Annotated in this window: 13 protein-coding genes; 5 read left to right on the top strand and 8 right to left on the bottom strand. The window is 63.1% G+C overall.

The window, feature by feature from the left end; translation table 11 throughout:
* Positions 1-105 precede the first annotated feature (105 nt).
* From carB to carA, 3 genes are all read right to left on the bottom strand, one after another.
* The gene (carB, locus tag BSY18_RS03730; protein WP_069049693.1) at positions 106-3459 is read right to left on the bottom strand and encodes a carbamoyl-phosphate synthase large subunit; all 3354 of its coding nucleotides are present in this window, start codon (positions 3457-3459) and stop codon (positions 106-108) included.
* A 62-nt stretch (positions 3460-3521) separates the two neighbouring features.
* The gene (locus BSY18_RS03725; RefSeq protein WP_069049692.1) at positions 3522-3893 is read right to left on the bottom strand and encodes a ribonuclease E inhibitor RraB; all 372 of its coding nucleotides are present in this window, start codon (positions 3891-3893) and stop codon (positions 3522-3524) included.
* A complete protein-coding gene (gene carA / locus BSY18_RS03720) occupies positions 3890-5068 on the bottom strand; it encodes a glutamine-hydrolyzing carbamoyl-phosphate synthase small subunit (protein WP_054133179.1) in 1179 nt (392 codons plus the stop codon). The genes BSY18_RS03725 and carA overlap by 4 nt, the downstream gene beginning before the upstream one ends.
* Before the next feature lie 220 nt (positions 5069-5288).
* On the opposite strand from carA, the gene BSY18_RS03715 reads away from it, so the two are divergent.
* The 3 genes from BSY18_RS03715 to rpoD all read left to right on the top strand — a co-directional run bounded on the left by BSY18_RS03715 (position 5289) and on the right by rpoD (position 9832).
* The gene (locus BSY18_RS03715) at positions 5289-5744 is read left to right on the top strand and encodes a GatB/YqeY domain-containing protein (RefSeq protein ID WP_054133180.1); all 456 of its coding nucleotides are present in this window, start codon (positions 5289-5291) and stop codon (positions 5742-5744) included.
* An 11-nt stretch (positions 5745-5755) separates the two neighbouring features.
* A complete protein-coding gene (gene dnaG, locus BSY18_RS03710; RefSeq protein WP_069049691.1) occupies positions 5756-7666 on the top strand; it encodes a DNA primase in 1911 nt (636 codons plus the stop codon).
* A gap of 153 nt (positions 7667-7819) precedes the next feature.
* Entirely contained in the window at positions 7820-9832 is a 2013-nt protein-coding gene (gene rpoD, locus BSY18_RS03705; protein ID WP_069049690.1) for an RNA polymerase sigma factor RpoD, read from the top strand.
* A 143-nt stretch (positions 9833-9975) separates the two neighbouring features.
* On the opposite strand, the gene BSY18_RS03700 is transcribed toward rpoD, so the two are convergent.
* Both BSY18_RS03700 and BSY18_RS03695 read right to left on the bottom strand, forming a co-directional pair.
* Positions 9976-10809, bottom strand: a complete 834-nt coding sequence (locus BSY18_RS03700; protein WP_171900164.1) for a tetratricopeptide repeat protein — start codon at positions 10807-10809, stop codon at positions 9976-9978.
* A 182-nt stretch (positions 10810-10991) separates the two neighbouring features.
* On the bottom strand, positions 10992-12116 hold the full coding sequence (locus tag BSY18_RS03695) for a sterol desaturase family protein (protein WP_069049688.1): 1125 nt from the start codon (positions 12114-12116) through the stop codon (positions 10992-10994).
* A gap of 204 nt (positions 12117-12320) precedes the next feature.
* Here BSY18_RS03695 and BSY18_RS03690 point away from each other — a divergent pair, with 204 nt between their 5' ends.
* Entirely contained in the window at positions 12321-12668 is a 348-nt protein-coding gene (locus BSY18_RS03690) for a hypothetical protein (RefSeq protein ID WP_069049687.1), read from the top strand.
* 173 nt (positions 12669-12841) lie between these two features.
* Here the strand turns inward: BSY18_RS03690 and BSY18_RS03685 are convergent, their stop codons facing one another.
* From BSY18_RS03685 to BSY18_RS03675, 3 genes are read right to left on the bottom strand one after another with little or no spacing between them, the layout of a single operon-like run.
* Positions 12842-13267: a hypothetical protein gene (locus BSY18_RS03685; protein WP_069049686.1), complete on the bottom strand. Its 426-nt coding sequence runs from the start codon at positions 13265-13267 to the stop codon at positions 12842-12844.
* Positions 13268-13310: 43 nt separating this feature from the next.
* On the bottom strand, positions 13311-14507 hold the full coding sequence (locus BSY18_RS03680; protein WP_069049685.1) for an exo-beta-N-acetylmuramidase NamZ family protein: 1197 nt from the start codon (positions 14505-14507) through the stop codon (positions 13311-13313).
* Positions 14508-14544: 37 nt separating this feature from the next.
* Positions 14545-15072, bottom strand: a complete 528-nt coding sequence (locus BSY18_RS03675) for a DOMON-like domain-containing protein (RefSeq protein ID WP_069049684.1) — start codon at positions 15070-15072, stop codon at positions 14545-14547.
* A 177-nt stretch (positions 15073-15249) separates the two neighbouring features.
* Between BSY18_RS03675 and BSY18_RS03670 the strand changes: the two genes are divergently transcribed.
* The gene (locus tag BSY18_RS03670) at positions 15250-16206 is read left to right on the top strand and encodes a fatty acid desaturase family protein (RefSeq protein ID WP_069049683.1); all 957 of its coding nucleotides are present in this window, start codon (positions 15250-15252) and stop codon (positions 16204-16206) included.
* Positions 16207-16212: the final 6 nt, after the last annotated feature.

Below are 16212 nucleotides of genomic sequence, written 5' to 3'. Positions count from 1 at the left end.
GGCATATCCCTTCTTCTGTGGCCGAGCCTGGCCCATCACCCGACAAATAAAGCCCTTCACGGCCCCGCAATGGGACCGCACAAGGTTAACGACTTGTCGGGGGGCTCAAGCGTCAGGCCGTATATAATAAGCCTGAAGCGGCTTTACTTCAAGGCTGCTCTTGGCGAGCGAGGCCATCGCTCGCACCGCTGCGACGCTGGCTGCGGCGGTGGTGAAGTACGGAATCTTGCCGCTGAGCGCGCTCGCGCGGATCGATTGCGAATCCTTCAGGCTCTGCCAACCTTCGGTGGTGTTGAAGATCAGCGCAATCTGGCCGTCCTTGATCCGGTCGACGATGTGCGGACGTCCCTGCGCCACCTTGTTGACCTCGGTTACCGCCACGGCGTTGTCCTTAAGATAACGCGCGGTGCCGCCGGTGGCGACCACGTCCATGCCCAGCGCGATCAGGCCGCGCGCGGCCTCGAGGATCACCGGCTTGTCGCCATCCTTGACCGAAATGAACACGGTGCCCTTGGTCGGCAGCGTCAGACCCGCGCCGATCTGCGCCTTGGCAAAGGCGGTGGCAAAATCCTTGTCGATGCCCATCACCTCGCCGGTCGACTTCATCTCGGGGCTCAGCACCGGATCGACCCCGGCAAAGCGCGCCCAGGGGAACACCGCTTCCTTGACCGCCATGTGGTCGATGTTGCGATCGATCACCGGCAGGTCGGCCAGCATCTCGCCCGCCATCACCCGCGCGGCATATTTGGCCACCGGCTGGCCGATCGCCTTGGCGACGAAGGGTACTGTGCGGCTGGCACGCGGATTGACCTCGATCAGATAGACCTGGCCTTCCTTGACCGCGAACTGGATGTTCATCAGCCCGCGGACCTTGAGGCCCTCGGCCAGCGCACGGGTCTGACGTTCCATTTCGGCGATGAGGTCATCGGACAGACTGTAGGGGGGAAGCGAGCAAGCGCTGTCGCCCGAATGCACGCCTGCTTCCTCGATATGCTGCATGATCCCGGCGATCGCGACATCGCGGCCGTCGCAGATCGCATCGACATCGACCTCGATCGCATCGCGCAGATACTGGTCGATCAGCACCGGACTGTCGCCGGACACCTGCACGGCCGTCGCGATATAGGATTCGAGCTGCGCCTGACCGTCGACGATCTCCATCGCGCGGCCACCGAGCACGTAGGAGGGGCGGATCAGCACCGGATAGCCGATGCGGCTCGCCACTGCGATCGCCTCTTCGCGGCTGCGCGCGATGCCGTTCATCGGCTGCTTCAGGCCAAGCTTGTCGACCAATTTGGCAAAGCGCTCCCGGTCTTCGGCAAGGTCGATCGCGTCGGGCGATGTGCCCAGGATCGGGATGCCCGCATCCTCGAGCGCCTGCGCCAGCTTGAGCGGGGTCTGCCCGCCGAACTGAACAATGACGCCGACGAGTTCGCCGTTCGAGCGTTCGACGTCGAGGATCTCGAGCACGTCCTCTGCGGTCAGCGGCTCGAAATACAGCCGGTCCGAGGTATCGTAATCGGTACTCACCGTTTCCGGATTGCAGTTGATCATGATCGTCTCATAGCCCGCGTCGCCCAACGCGAAGCACGCATGGCAGCAGCAGTAATCGAACTCGATCCCCTGGCCGATGCGGTTGGGCCCGCCACCCAGGATCACGATCTTGCGGCGGTTGGTCGGCTGGCTCTCGCACTCGGGCTCGCCAAAGCTGGGCGCCTCATAGGTCGAATACATATACGGCGTCTTCGCCTCGAACTCCGCCGCGCAGGTGTCGATCCGCTTAAAGACGGGTCGCACGCCGAGCTTGTGCCGCAAGGCGCGCACTTCCTGCTCGGTCACGCCGCCGGTCATCGCGACCACGGCATCGCGCACCAGGCCCGATCCACGCGCGATGGCGTGGCTCATGCCGGGCCGCAGATGCGCCGACTTGAGCGCCAGATAGGCGAGACGCTTGTCCGAAAAGCCCATAGACTTCAATCGCCGCATGCCCACCGCATCACGGGGCAGGCCATCGGCGAGCACTTCGTTCTCGGCATCGACGATCTGCTTGATCTGCTCGAGGAACCAGGGGTCGTATTTCGCGACCGCGTGGACCTGCTCGACAGTCATGCCCTCGCGCAGCGCCTGCGCCGCGATCAGCAGCCGGTCGGGGGTCGCCTGGCTCAGCTCCGCAACGATATCGTCGTGCGGCGCACCGACGAGGTGGTCGACCATGTTGAAGCCGCTCAGGCCCGTTTCCAGCCCGCGCAGTGCCTTCTGTACCGATTCCTGGAAGTTGCGGCCGATCGCCATCACCTCGCCCACCGATTTCATCGCGGTGCCGAGCAGCGGGCTTGCCCCCTTGAACTTCTCGAACGCGAACCGGGGGATCTTGGTGACGACATAGTCGATCGTCGGCTCGAAGCTGGCGGGCGTCGCACCGGTGATGTCGTTGGTGATCTCGTCGAGCGTGTAGCCCACCGCGAGCTTGGCCGCGACCTTGGCGATCGGGAAGCCGGTGGCCTTCGACGCAAGCGCCGACGAGCGCGACACGCGCGGGTTCATCTCGATGACGATCAGGCGGCCGTCCTTGGGGTTGACCGCGAACTGCACGTTCGACCCGCCCGTTTCCACGCCGATCTCGCGCAGCACCGCAATGCTGGCTGAGCGCATGATCTGATATTCCTTGTCGGTCAGCGTCAGCGCGGGCGCCACAGTGATGCTGTCACCGGTGTGCACGCCCATCGGATCGACATTCTCGATCGAGCAGATGATGATGGCGTTGTCGTTCTTGTCGCGCACAACCTCCATCTCGTACTCTTTCCAGCCGAGCAGAGATTCCTCGATCAGCACTTCGGTGGTTGGCGAGGCATCGAGCCCGCCGGTGACGATCTGGACGAACTCGTCGCGGTTGTAGGCGATGCCGCCGCCGGTGCCGCCCATGGTGAAGCTGGGGCGGATGATCGAGGGAAGGCCTGTGCGTTCGAGCACGGCGAGGGCTTCGTCGATCGTGTGCGCAATGCCCGAGCGCGCTGATTCCAGCCCGATCTTGTCCATCGCGTCGCGGAACTTCAGCCGATCCTCGGCCTTGTCGATCGCTTCGGCCTTGGCGCCGATCAACTCGACGTCGTATTTCTCGAGCGTGCCATCCGCGTCGAGCGCCAGCGCGGTGTTGAGCGCAGTCTGCCCGCCCATCGTCGGCAGCACCACCAGCTTCTCGTTCGGGCGCTCGGCGCGCTCCTTGGCGATAATCTTGGCGACGATCTCGGGCGTGATCGGCTCGACATAGGTCGCATCGGCCATGTCGGGATCGGTCATGATCGTTGCGGGGTTGGAATTGACCAGAATGATCCGGTAGCCTTCCTCCTTCAACGCCTTGCACGCCTGCGTGCCCGAATAATCGAACTCGCACGCCTGGCCGATGATGATCGGGCCTGCGCCGATGATCAGGATGCTGTTAATATCGGTGCGCTTGGGCATTGTTGTTGTGCTCTCTTTAAAGGCTTTGTTTCATCTGGGGGAGGCGGCGACCGGACGTTTCTTCAGTGCATCGTGCCGGACTGCGCTTCGCAGCCCCAACCGTCATATTCGACATCGAACAGCATCTCGATCTGCAGACAGGTGCGGGTCAGGTCCTTGATCGACTGCGCATCGACCGCCTGGAACCGCTCGAAGAACAGATACGGCTCGCCGCCTTCTGCATCCTCCTCGCGGTCGAGCTCGGTAAGCCCGAAAGTGTTCGCGGCCTCGGAAAGGCGCTGCAGGTTTTCCTCCGAGCCCCGGAAGCTCACATCGACCGCGCGCTTGACGCTCGCCCGGTCACCATTGGCCGCCAGATTGCGCAGCACGTCCTGATCGGCCACCCACTCCTGCTCCATGCGCGCAGGATCGACCTTGGGGAGTTTCATGCTCATGCCACACCTGCGGGGGACTTGAGGCCGCCAACGAACTTCTCGAACAAATAGAAGCTGTCCTGCGGCCCGGGCGAGGCTTCGGGGTGATACTGCACGCCGAACGCGCGCTTGTCGGTGAACGCGATGCCGCAGTTGCTGCCGTCGAACAGCGAGACATGGGTTTCGATGACGTTGGCGGGCAAGGTCGCTGCATCGACCGCAAAGCCGTGGTTCATGCTGGTGATCTCGACCACACCGGTTTCGAGCCTTTTGACCGGATGGTTCGCGCCGCGATGGCCCTGGTGCATCTTCATCGTGCGCGCACCAGCGGCAAGGCCCAGCAGCTGATGGCCGAGGCAGATGCCGAAGATCGGCACGTCGCGCTCGAGCAGCGCCTGGATCACCGGAACGGCATACACGCCGGTTGCCGCCGGATCGCCCGGACCGTTGGAGAGGAACACGCCATCGGGCTGAAGTGCGGTGATTGCATCGACCGGCGTCTGCGCAGGCACGATGGTGACGCGCGCGCCGGCCTGCACCAGCGATCGGAAGATGTTGTGCTTGGCACCGTAATCGATCGCGACGACATGCGGGCGGTCGCCCTCGCCGGCGCCGGCATAGCCCTGCCCCAAAGTCCAGATGCCGCCCTGCCAGTCGCGGGTGTCGGCACCGGTGACCTCGATCGCCAGATCCATGCCCTCGAGCCCTGCCCAGCCCTGCGCCTGTGCGAGTAGCGCGGGCATGTCGAACACGCCGTCGGGCGCGTGCGCGATAACCGCATTGGGCGCGCCTGCCTCACGGATGCGGCGGGTGAGCGCGCGAGTGTCGATGCCGGAGATGCCGATCTGGCCGTTCGCCTCAAGCCACCGCGTGAAATGCTGGGCGGAACGGAAGCTGCTGGGATTGGTCACGTCCTCGCGCACGATGCAGCCTAGCGCGCGGGGCACGTCGGCTTCGACATCTTCTGCATTCGCGCCGACATTGCCGATATGCGGGAAGGTGAAGGTGATGATCTGCCCGGCATAGCTCGGGTCGGTCAGGATTTCCTGATAGCCGGTGATCGAGGTGTTGAAGCAGACCTCGCCTGCCTTGGCTCCGGCGGCACCAAAGCCCCTGCCCCAGATCGCCGTACCATCGGCCAGAAGCAGCAATCCGGTCGCGCCTTGGGGCTGAGCGGAGGTGGTGGCGTGCGCCATGGATCGTTTTCCTTGTGTTGCGTTGAGTCGCAAATGGGCCGGGCCGCAGACTATTGCAGGTTCGGGCGGGGCCAAAGCCCCGTTCACGCCCCCTGCCGGAAAGCGGCCAAATTGGCGGGTCACTAGGCTTAGCGGGCTTGTACGGTCAATCTATGAAAAACATTTTTATGCGGCTAGGCTGGTCGCTTGTTCCAAAATTCACCGGAAAGGATGCGCTCGCATGATTCGCGATTCGCTTAAGGCTGCGCAGGTTGCGGCAATGAAGGGGGGCGACAAGCCCCGCACCGCGGCGGTCCGCCTGATCCTCGCCAAGATCAAGGACCGCGATATCGAGCTGCGTACTTCGTCGGCGACCATCGATGACGACGCGATGGTCACCGAGGTGCTGCAGAAGATGATCAAGCAGCGCCGCGAATCGATTGCGATGTACGAACAGGGTGGCCGCGCCGAGCTCGCTGCGCAGGAAGCATCCGAGGTCGCGATCATCGAGGAGTTCCTCCCCGCGCAGCTGGACGAGGCCGCCGCCCGCGCCGCGATCGCTGCCGTGGTTGCCGAAACCGGTGCATCGAGCCTTAAGGACATGGGCAAGGTGATGGCCGAAGTGAAGGCCCGCCACGCCAGCGAGATCGACATGAGCAAAGCCAGCGGCTGGGTGAAGGAAGCTCTGGCGGGCTAACCGGAACGCACATGACCCTCACCCCGCAATGGCTGGACGAGTTGCGCTCGCGCATCACGCTGTCGACCCTGATCGGGCGGCACGTGAAGGTCCAGCGCGCGGGGCGGGAGTACAAGGCGTGCTGTCCATTCCACAACGAGAAGACCCCCAGCTTCACGATCAACGACGAAAAGGGCTTCTATCATTGCTTCGGTTGCGGAGCCCATGGCGATGCGATCCGGTTCATGACCGATCATCAGGGGCTGGGCTTCATGGATGCGGTCAAGGAGCTCGCCTCCGAGGCCGGGATGGCCGTCCCCGCCCCCGATCCACGCGCGGCGCAGGCGGCAGTTGCCCGGGCGTCGCTGCACGATGTCTGCCAGGCGGCGCAGGACTGGTTCGCAGCCCAGCTTGGCAGCGCTTTGGGCGAGCAGGCGCGGGCCTATCTGAAAGCGCGCGGGCTGACCGCAGAGACGATCCAGCGCTTCGGCATCGGCTTTGCGCCAGACAGCCGCACCGGGATCAAGTCCGCGCTGGGATCGATCAACGAGGATCTGCTGATCGAGGCCGGGCTGCTGATCAAGGTCGACGACAAGCCGAGCTATGATCGCTTTCGGGGGCGGATCATGATCCCGATCCGCGATCCGCGCGGGCGGGTGATCGCGTTCGGGGGGCGCATCCTCGGCCAGGGCGAACCCAAATACCTCAACTCTCCCGACACGCCGTTGTTCGACAAGGGGCGCACGCTCTACAACCTGCACCTGGCCGCGCCCGCCTCGCGCCAGAGCGGGCGCGTGGTGGTGGTCGAGGGTTATATGGACGTGATCGCGCTGGCCCAGGCCGGCTTTGGCGAGTGCGTCGCGCCGCTCGGCACCGCGCTCACCGAACACCAGATCGAGCGGCTGTGGAAGATGGTCGACCGGCCCCTGCTGTGCTTCGATGGCGACGGTGCGGGGCAGAAGGCGGCGATGCGCGCGGCGTCGCGTGCGCTGCCGCTGCTCAGGCCGGGCCTGTCGCTCGGCTTCGTATCGCTGCCTGCGGGTCAGGACCCCGACGATCTGGTGCGCGCATCGGGTCCGGGCGCCTTCACCGCCTGCATCGATCGCGCAACCGGGCTGCTCGATCACCTGTGGACGCATGAACTGAACGCCGCGCCGCTGACCAGCCCCGAGGCACGCGCGGGGCTCAAGGCACGGCTCAACGCGCATGCCGACACGATCGCGGATGGCGACATCAAGGCGCTGTACCGCCGCGAGATTGGCCAGCGCTTTTCGGACATGTTCTTCGGCGCGCGCCAGCCCCAGACGCCCGGCGCTGCCTTCCGCCCCGGCGCCAAGGGCCAGAAGGGCTGGCAGCGCCGCGATGAACCCGTACCGCCCAGCGAGGAACTGCGCGAATTCAGCCGCCAGCCGATGAGCGACCTCATCCTGCGCGGCGTCCTGCACGGCGTGCTTCATCGCCCGGCGCTGCTGATGCGTCACTCCGAGGCGCTGAGCGAGTTTGTCGGACTTGCAGAAGGCTGGGCCGATCTGCTCGACGCGATGCTCGATGCAAGCCACGCGCATTCCATTCAGCCCGATGACGCGGCGGAAACTCTTGATACGGCACGCCTTATGACCATATTGCAGGACAAGGGCATGGCAGACACGATCGACAGGCTGAAATCGGGTGGCAGGCCGCCATTTTCGTTCTGCACTGCGGTGCAGGCGGAGAAAGACGAGGCGCGCGAAATCCGCATCGCGGGAGATTTTGCAGAAGCGATCGAAGTGATGACCACGCGCCCCCGGCTGGTGGCGGCCTTGAGTGAGGTAACCCGGCGGTTCGAAGCCGATCTGGCGGAAAATGATTCGGGTGATGGATTGTTTTTGGAGCAGCAACAGCTAAGGGCAAGAAAGCAGCAGTTTGACCAGCGCCTGATAGAATTAACCGAACGGAGTGCATAACCGGCGATACAGTCGTCCACACTCCGGGTGATACAGGGCCGCTTGAGCTCAGACGCAAAACATTTGTATCGGCCAATCGCGGCCTGATATGACGCAAATTATCTCCGCAGCCGCTCGCAGGCCGCGGCGACACAGGTGACAGGAATTACGGAATTGGCAAGCAAGGCACCGAAAGACAGCAAGGCCGACACCACGGATGCACCGCTGATCGATCTGAACGAAGCCTCGGTCAAGAAGCTGCTCTCGCGCGCCAAGAAGCGCGGCTACATCACCTATGACGAGCTGAACGAGGCGCTGCCGCAGGACCAGATGTCGTCCGAGCAGATCGAGGACGTGATGTCCGCGATCTCGGAGATGGGCGTCAACATCGTCGAGAACGACGAGGAAGCGGGCGAAGAACAGCCGGCGGACGATAACGACACCCCCGACGACGGTTCGGAACAGCTCAACATCTCTCCGGAAAAGAAGAAGGAGACGATGGACCGCACCGATGATCCGGTGCGCATGTACCTGCGCGAAATGGGCGCGGTGGAGCTGCTCAGCCGCGAGGGCGAAATCGCCATCGCCAAGCGCATCGAGGCCGGCCGCGACACGATGATCCTGGGGCTGTGCGAAAGCCCGATTACCTTCCACGCCATCATCGAATGGTCGACCGCGCTCAACGACGGCGAAATGCAGCTGCGCGAGATCCTCGATCTCGACGCGATGCTGTCGAAGGAGCCCGCGCCCGAAAGCCTGTCCGAGGACGGCGAGGACGATGGCGAGATCAGCGAGAAGACCGCGGGCCCCAGCTTCAAGGAAGAGGACGATGTCGAGGAGGTCGCCGAGACCAACGACGACGAAGACGATCTGACCGAGCGCCGCACCCGCCGTCCCGATGACGACGAGGAAGAGGACAACACGCTCAGCCTCGCGCAGATGGAAGCGCAGCTGAAGCCCGCCGCGCTCGAGAAGTTCGCGCTGATCACCTCGCTGTTCCGCAAGTTCGAGAAAATCCAGCGCGATCGCCTCAACGCGCTCAGCATCGGCGACGATTTCCCGTCGGCCAAGGAAAAGAGCTATCAGAAGCTGCGCGAGGACCTGACCGCCGAGGTTGAGTCGGTGCAGTTCCATGCCAACAAGATCGAATATCTGGTTGACCAGCTCTATGCCTTCAACCGCCGCCTGACCGCATTGGGCGGCCAGATGCTGCGCCTTGCCGAGCGCCACAAGGTGCCGCGCAAGGACTTCCTCGACCGCTATCTCGGCCACGAGATGGACGAGGCGTGGCTGGAAACCATGGCGGGCGTCGACAAGAAATGGGCGGCCTTCGTCAGCAACGAAGCAGGCGCGGTTGACCGCATCCGCGCGGAAATCAGCGACATCGCTGCCGCCACCGGCATGAGCCTCAACGAGTTCCGCCGCATCGTCAACATGGTGCAGAAGGGCGAGCGCGAGGCGCGGATCGCCAAGAAGGAAATGGTCGAGGCGAACCTGCGTCTCGTGATCTCGATCGCCAAGAAATACACCAACCGCGGCCTGCAGTTCCTCGACCTCATCCAGGAAGGCAATATCGGCCTGATGAAGGCGGTGGACAAGTTCGAGTATCGCCGCGGCTACAAGTTCTCGACCTATGCCACATGGTGGATCCGTCAGGCGATCACCCGTTCGATCGCGGATCAGGCGCGCACCATCCGCATCCCCGTGCACATGATCGAGACGATCAACAAGCTGGTGCGCACCAGCCGCCAGTTCCTGCACGAGCAGGGCCGCGAACCCACGCCTGAAGAAATGGCCGAGCGCCTCTCTATGCCGCTCGAAAAGGTCCGCAAGGTGATGAAGATCGCCAAGGAGCCGATCTCCCTCGAAACGCCGATCGGTGATGAGGAAGACAGCCACCTGGGCGATTTCATCGAGGACAAGAATGCGATCATCCCGGTGGATGCCGCGATCCAGGCGAACCTCAAGGAAACCGTCACGCGGGTTCTTGCGAGCCTGACCCCGCGCGAGGAACGCGTGCTGCGCATGCGCTTCGGCATCGGCATGAACACCGATCACACGCTTGAAGAGGTCGGCCAGCAGTTCTCGGTCACCCGCGAACGTATCCGTCAGATCGAGGCGAAGGCGCTGCGCAAGCTGAAGCACCCGAGCCGTTCGCGGAAGATGCGGTCGTTCCTGGATCAGTAAGCCCCAACCCAGGGCGCGCGTCGCGGCAATGGGTTTTACCCGGTTTCGGCTCGGTCATCGAGGGCCTAGGATGTCTGCCTCCCGCGTTTGAGCGCCAATGGTTTGGGTAATTGGCACGGCGTTACGTGTGAAATCCGTATGGCCTAGTTCTGCAAGCCATAGCTCAGGAGCGCGTTCTTCGCGTTGGCATAATTGGGGTCGAGGGCCAGCGAGCGGCGGAAATAGGACACTGCTTCGCTGTAGCTCGGATCGGTCCCCTCGCCATTGGCGTACATCACCCCGACATTGTAGCAGGCTGATGCGCGCCCGAGTTCGCACGATCTGGTGAACAGTGCCTTGGCCTTGACCATGTCCGTCGGCAGAATCTTCTTCTTCGAATAGAACAATGCGAGATCGTGGCAGCCGCTCGGCTCTCCACCCGTGCACGCCTTGTCGTAAAGCGCCGCTGCTTTCTGGAAATCCTGCGGCAGAAGGTCGCCTTCGACGTGGAGCCGGGCGAAATTGTAGCATGACTTCATATGGCCGGCGTCGCAGCCCTTGGTGTACAGCGCCTCCACGCTCTTCGCATCCCGTTCGAGCACGGTGCCTTCGGTGTGCATAACGGCAAGATCGAAGCATCCTCTGGGCTGATCGATGGTACATGCCCTGTCAAGCAACCGCTTGCCCTGCGCGACATCTGGCTCGACGCCGTCTCCGTCGACATAGATGCGTCCAGCATGGTAGCAGCCCGAGCCGATGTCGCCGTCGCAGGCCTTCGCAAAGAATGCGGCAGCCTTTACCCTGTCCTCCTTGACCATTTCGCCATTGTCATACGCAGTAGCGGCGTTGTGGCAGGAAACGGCATCGCCCTGGTCACATTGCGTGATCCACGCGAGCAATTCTTCCGGTTCCTTCATACTGGCACGTTGTTCGTCTTGCGCTGCCGGTGCGGAGACAAGAGATACTGCAATGATCGCTTGCCAAAGTCCGACCAGCACTGGTTGAATCATGGCATGTACTCCTTGGCATCAGTGGCTTTTCCTTACAGCGTAGATTACCACATTTGTGCAAGCGAAGATTTTCGTTCCGCCAACCAATCCGGCCTATGCCGCATCTGTCCAGGACATACCTACGGCTATAGGACAACATCGGGCTGCCAGGCGGCGGCCCGGGCATCACATCACCCCCGCAACGGCCACACCAGTTGCCGCACATAGCCTTCCGGCACCTCCAGCCCTTGCACGCCATAGCCGCTCGGCCAGCGGTCCTTGGGCATGTGTTCGGTGCCGAACCAGCGGTCGATCATCGGCAGATGGACCGCAAAGTTGGTGTCGCGCGCCTCGGGCTCGATCGCGTGGTGCCAGTGGTGAAAGCGCGGCATCGCGACCCAGCGTTCGAGCCACGGGCTACGCGGCGCAAAGTTGGCGTGGATGAAGACCGCATGCAGCGAGACGAAGCCGAGATAGGCGTAGACCGCAACTTGGTCGAACCCCAGCGTCACGATCGGCAGCAGAACCAGTGCGCGCGTCGCGACGACATCGACCAGATGCAGCCGTGATCCGGCGATCCAGTCCATCGTCGTCACCGAGTGGTGCACGCGGTGGAAGCGCCACAGCAAAGGCACGGCGTGGAACGCGCGGTGGACGGCATATTGCGCAAGGTCCGCGACCAGAACGACGGCCAGAAACTGCACCACCAAGGGAGCCATCTGGACCCATGCCTGCGCCGGCGCGATCGCCAGCGCCTGGCCGACCTGGGTCGCGGGGATCAGCACCAGCAGCGACATCAGTTGCACCAGAGCATGGCTCATGAAGAAGTAGCCCGCGTCGGTCAGCCAGCCACGCCGGAACGGCCCCTGCTGGCGCCTCAGCGCAAACGCGCGCTCGAGCGGCACAAACACCGCCGCGGTGGTCAACACGCCGAGCACGAACCAGTCGAGCCCGACATAGACCGGGCTCGCAGGCGCTTCAGGGATCGCGACCCCGCCCGCTCCCAGCGCCAGTGCAATCCCAGCAAGTGCGAGGCCGGCAAGCCCCAACGCCTTGCGCCGCCGCAACAGCATCGACAGCGCGGCGAGCAGCAGCGTTGCGAAGATCCCCGCATCGATCGCGGTGCGCACCAACCCCAGCGGGTATCGGCCGCGCAGTTCGGGCAGTGTCAGCCATTGCGGGAAATGCAGGCACAGCACCGCCGCCACGCTCAGCAAACCCAGCACGATGCCCAGCACACCGCTCACCCATCCGCTACCGAAACGGCGCGGGGCCTGGTCTGCAAAGATGCGGGTCAGCCATTGCTCTGCGGTCATGGGGCTAGGCGTCACATGAATTTGCGAAGATATGATTGATGGGGTACATTAGTTTGCTTGCGCCGTATTGCCGATGCAGACTCAAACGCTTACCGAATGACGTGACTGCAGGAACGTCGGCGGCGGGACATTGCCTGAAATCTATACTGAGCCTAGTTGATTAGGCGTATGATGATTTACCGACGTGGGTAGAGGTGCATCAAGATGATACAATATCTAGTAGCTCTGTCTCTTGCAGCTCAGGATTTCAGCTATGCGCCGTTTATTCTTCAGCAAGAGGATGCTGTGTATGTTGACAGTCAAATCGACCTAAAAAAATGCAATATCGCAAAGGATCGCTATTCTAGATGGTATTGGTTCGACGCAATAGCGCCTGGCGATGGTACGCACGTAATTCATTTGCACACCGTCAGATTCGCAATTGTTGACGACAAAAAGAATAAAGTCGTCGCCATGGTATATCCGCCATTCGATGAGATCAGAGTGAAAACTGTAGCGCATGGAACATATGAGTTTGTCGGCGAAAAAACCGACATGCAGTGCCACCAATAAACCTTCTGTAACTATGGGAACACGGTGACACAGAAAGGTCCCTTTTTGCTGCTTCTGTCGTTCCGTTAGCCTCGCCAGCAAATTCATCTGCTCGTGATAGATCGCGGCGATGAGCACAGGCGCATCTCCGCACGGCGTCGGGCTTCGCGGCTATTGCTTGTTGCGCGCTGCGATCAAGCCACGCGGGCTTGCGGTTCTGCCGCGTTCTGGCCCGGGGTCTCTTCTTCGTCGCCGACCGCCATCAGCCAGGCCTCGGCCTCGTCGACGTTGGTGAAATATTGCGCGTCGCGGCTGGAAGTGGCGCGGAACAACTGCATTCGCGCCAGCGACAGCGCGACAACGAAGGCAAGCTTGCGCGATCGATGGCGCGAATCAGCCAACACACCGCCAAATGCCTTCACGATGTCCTGCTGCTGGATCTTCATGTCGCGCACATCAACCAAAGTGACATGCTCGTTTGGGCCGCACGTCAACTTGTCGTGGGCTGCGTTGCGTGCAGCGATGTACGCCTCGACATCCATCGGCTCGAAGAAGCCCGCGAGATAGTGTCGAACGATATTGCCTACCGGATCGACTTCGACTTTGTAGATCGCATCCATGCCGCGACGTTAATCGGGACGAGTGAAAATTTGGTAAGCGCGCTCAATACAGCCGGAACGCCGACACCGCGTCCCACGCCGCTTCGTCCGGCGCGGTGAGCGCGTCCAGATGATCCGGCGGCGCGCTCGCATCATCAACCCATTCGCGCAACGCCGGTCCGCCGTTGATGACATCGATCGCAAGCTTACCCAGCTCGTATTCGTATGGGAAGTCGCGCCACAGCGGGTAGTCGGGGTAGAGGCTGCGGATGGCCTTGAAGGCGAGCGCCTGGACGCGCCAGGGGCGGAAACTGGCGTGGTCGTAGAACGCGCCCTCGGCGTGGATGTGCACGCCGTGGCACAGCTGGCCGACGTGCTTGTGGAAGGTTGGCTCGAACCAGATTTCGCGCAGGGCGCAGCCGGCGAGCCAGTGCGGGGCGATGGCGCGCATCCTGTCGATGACCGCGCGCGCGTCGATATCGGGCGCTCCAAAGATCTCGAGCGGGCGTGTCGTCCCCCTGCCCTCGCTCAACGTCGTGCCTTCGAGCATCACTGTGCCCGCATAAGCGCGCGCCATGTTGACGTTTGGGGCGTTGGGGCTGGGGTTGATCCAGATGCGGCTGTCGGGCCAGCCGAAGCCTGGCGCAGCATCGGGCTGCCAGCCGGTCATCTCGATCACCCGATAATCGACATCAAGGCCATAATGACGGATGAACCAGTGGCCCATCTCGCCCAGCGTGAGACCATGCCGCATCGGCATCGGCCCTGCGCCGACAAAGCTCTCCCAGCCCTCGCGCAGGGTCAGCCCCTCGACCGGGCGCCCGGCAGGGTTGGGCCGATCGAGCACCCAGACCGATTTGCCCTCTTTCGCCGCGGCTTCGAGCATGTAGAGCAAGGTCGTGACGAAGGTGTAGATCCGGCAGCCCAGGTCCTGCAGGTCGATCAGCACGACATCGAAGGTGCCCATCATCTGCCCCGTCGGGCGACGGACCTCGCCATAGAGGCTGAACACCGGAATGCCGTGCACCGGATCGGTAAAGTCCGGGCTTTCCACCATATTGTCCTGCTTGTCGCCGCGCAGCCCGTGCTGCGGGCCGAACGCGGCGGTCAGGCGGATATCGTCGAGCCCGGCCAGCGCGTCGAGCGAATGCGTCAGGTCCGCGGTAACCGACGCAGGATGCGCGACCAGTGCGACGCGCTTGCCGTGCAGCAGTTTGCGCAGGTCTGGCTCAGCCAGAAGACGATCGATACCGAAGAGCATGGGGCCTCGCGCGCTGCTTGAATTGGGTGCGGGTTCTTTAGCCCAGCCGCGCGGCAAAACAATCCGCGTGGTGAAAATCGGGTTTTCCGGGAGGGTGCGCGAGCGACCAGTAGGATTTGCGGCCGTCCTCCGCCTCGATCACCGCAGTGATCGCCAGCCGCCACGGCGCGGGGCCGATCAGGTCGGCGAGCCCGGTAAGGTCGAGCGTGGCCTGCCAATGGTTGGAGGCGGTGCGCGCGATCTGCGGCGGCGCAGTCAGATCAAGGTCGCGCATACCGATGCGATAGTCGTCAAACCCATAGGCTGCCCAGGCACCCGAGGGCGAGAGGTTGAACTCGGCATAACCGCTTCCGGTGTCCGACCCGATGAACGCCTCGAAGCAGCTGGTCTGCCAGAGGTTATCCGCGCGGCCGACCGCAGGCGCGGGCCACAGGATTGTGTGGAAGGGATCGGAGACGCGGACTTCGAGCGTCAGCAGCTCGACATCGAGCGTCCAGCCGACGGCGACCTCGACGCTGTCAGGGGGCGGACAATCGGGATGGGGGACAAGAATGGGCGACTTCATGGCCCCAACTTCGCGGACATTGCCCGTTTATGCAAGAACCATCCCCGTCATTCCCGTCATTCCCGCGTGCGCGGGGGTGACGAAAGAGGGCATGGCTTGGCGACATGCGCATATGCTGGTAGACTGACGCAAACGTAAAGTTCGCGCGCCAGCCCATGGCGCAGGAGATGGATCGCAATGGCCCTGGTGAAAGCCGCCAACCCCGCGCAGATATTCGGCCGCGACAGCTTTCGCGAGCTCACCGCCGTGTCGCGCTGGAAGGGGCTCGCATTGGTCGCGCATGCTTGGGGCGTGATCATCGCGCTCGCCTGGGGGGCTGCGTATCTCGGCACATGGTGGGCGTGGGTGATCGCGGTGCTGCTGATCGGTGGTCGGCAGCTGGGCCTCGCCATCCTGATGCACGAGGGCGCGCACGGCCTGCTGCACCCCAACCGCGCGATCAACAACTGGGTCGGCCAGTGGGTCACCGGGGTGCCGATGGGCACCGATCTGCACGCCTATCGCACCTATCACCTGACCCACCACCGCTATACGCAGCAGCCCGAGGACCCAGACCTGTCACTGTCAGCGCCCTTCCCCACCACCCGCGCCAGCATGCTGCGCAAGGTGTTTCGCGATCTGACCGGGCAGACGTTCCTGAAACAGCGCAGCGCGCAGGTGATGATGGCGCTGAAGGGGTTTGGCCCGGGCGCAAAAGAGCAGAATTTGTTCGTGGGCAAGGTGGTGCTGCGCTTCCTCGGCGCGCAGGTGGTGCTGCTGGCGCTGTCGTTCGCGACTGGCCTGGGCGTAACGCCTTATCTGGTGTGGCTGATCGCGCTGGCGACCACGTTCCAGCTTTACCTCCGCATCCGCAATATTGCCGAGCACGCCTGCACGGCCACAGGCAGCGAGGACCCGTTCACGCATGCGCGGACAACGCACGCCAACTGGCTGGAGCGCGCGACGGTGGCACCATATTGGGTGAACTTCCACAGCGAGCACCACCTGTTCATGGGAGTGCCCTGCTATAACCTGCCGCGCGCGCACCGCATGCTGGTCGAGGGCGGCCATGCCGGCCGGATGACCATTGCGCCAGGCTATATCGAGGTCATGCGGCAGGTGATCATTCCATCACCTGCCGCACAAGCTCATTGATCAGAC

Origin of the sequence: Blastomonas sp. RAC04, from assembly GCF_001713435.1 — a bacterium.
Classification (GTDB): Bacteria; Pseudomonadota; Alphaproteobacteria; order Sphingomonadales; family Sphingomonadaceae; genus Blastomonas; species Blastomonas fulva.
This window is presented reverse-complemented; position numbering and strand designations above follow the sequence as displayed.

Excerpts from the sequence above, each read along its gene's own strand:
- carA (WP_054133179.1), bottom strand. The coding sequence starts at position 5,068 with ATGGCGCACGCCACCACCTCCGCTCAGCCCCAAGGCGCGACCGGATTG.
- carB (WP_069049693.1), bottom strand. The coding sequence starts at position 3,459 with ATGCCCAAGCGCACCGATATTAACAGCATCCTGATCATCGGCGCAGGC.
- BSY18_RS03725 (WP_069049692.1), bottom strand. The coding sequence starts at position 3,893 with ATGAGCATGAAACTCCCCAAGGTCGATCCTGCGCGCATGGAGCAGGAG.
- BSY18_RS03685 (WP_069049686.1), bottom strand. The coding sequence starts at position 13,267 with ATGGATGCGATCTACAAAGTCGAAGTCGATCCGGTAGGCAATATCGTT.
- BSY18_RS03695 (WP_069049688.1), bottom strand. The coding sequence starts at position 12,116 with ATGACCGCAGAGCAATGGCTGACCCGCATCTTTGCAGACCAGGCCCCG.
- BSY18_RS03715 (WP_054133180.1), top strand. The coding sequence starts at position 5,289 with ATGATTCGCGATTCGCTTAAGGCTGCGCAGGTTGCGGCAATGAAGGGG.
- BSY18_RS03680 (WP_069049685.1), bottom strand. The coding sequence starts at position 14,507 with ATGCTCTTCGGTATCGATCGTCTTCTGGCTGAGCCAGACCTGCGCAAA.
- BSY18_RS03690 (WP_069049687.1), top strand. The coding sequence starts at position 12,321 with ATGATACAATATCTAGTAGCTCTGTCTCTTGCAGCTCAGGATTTCAGC.
- BSY18_RS03675 (WP_069049684.1), bottom strand. The coding sequence starts at position 15,072 with ATGAAGTCGCCCATTCTTGTCCCCCATCCCGATTGTCCGCCCCCTGAC.
- BSY18_RS03670 (WP_069049683.1), top strand. The coding sequence starts at position 15,250 with ATGGCCCTGGTGAAAGCCGCCAACCCCGCGCAGATATTCGGCCGCGAC.
- dnaG (WP_069049691.1), top strand. The coding sequence starts at position 5,756 with ATGACCCTCACCCCGCAATGGCTGGACGAGTTGCGCTCGCGCATCACG.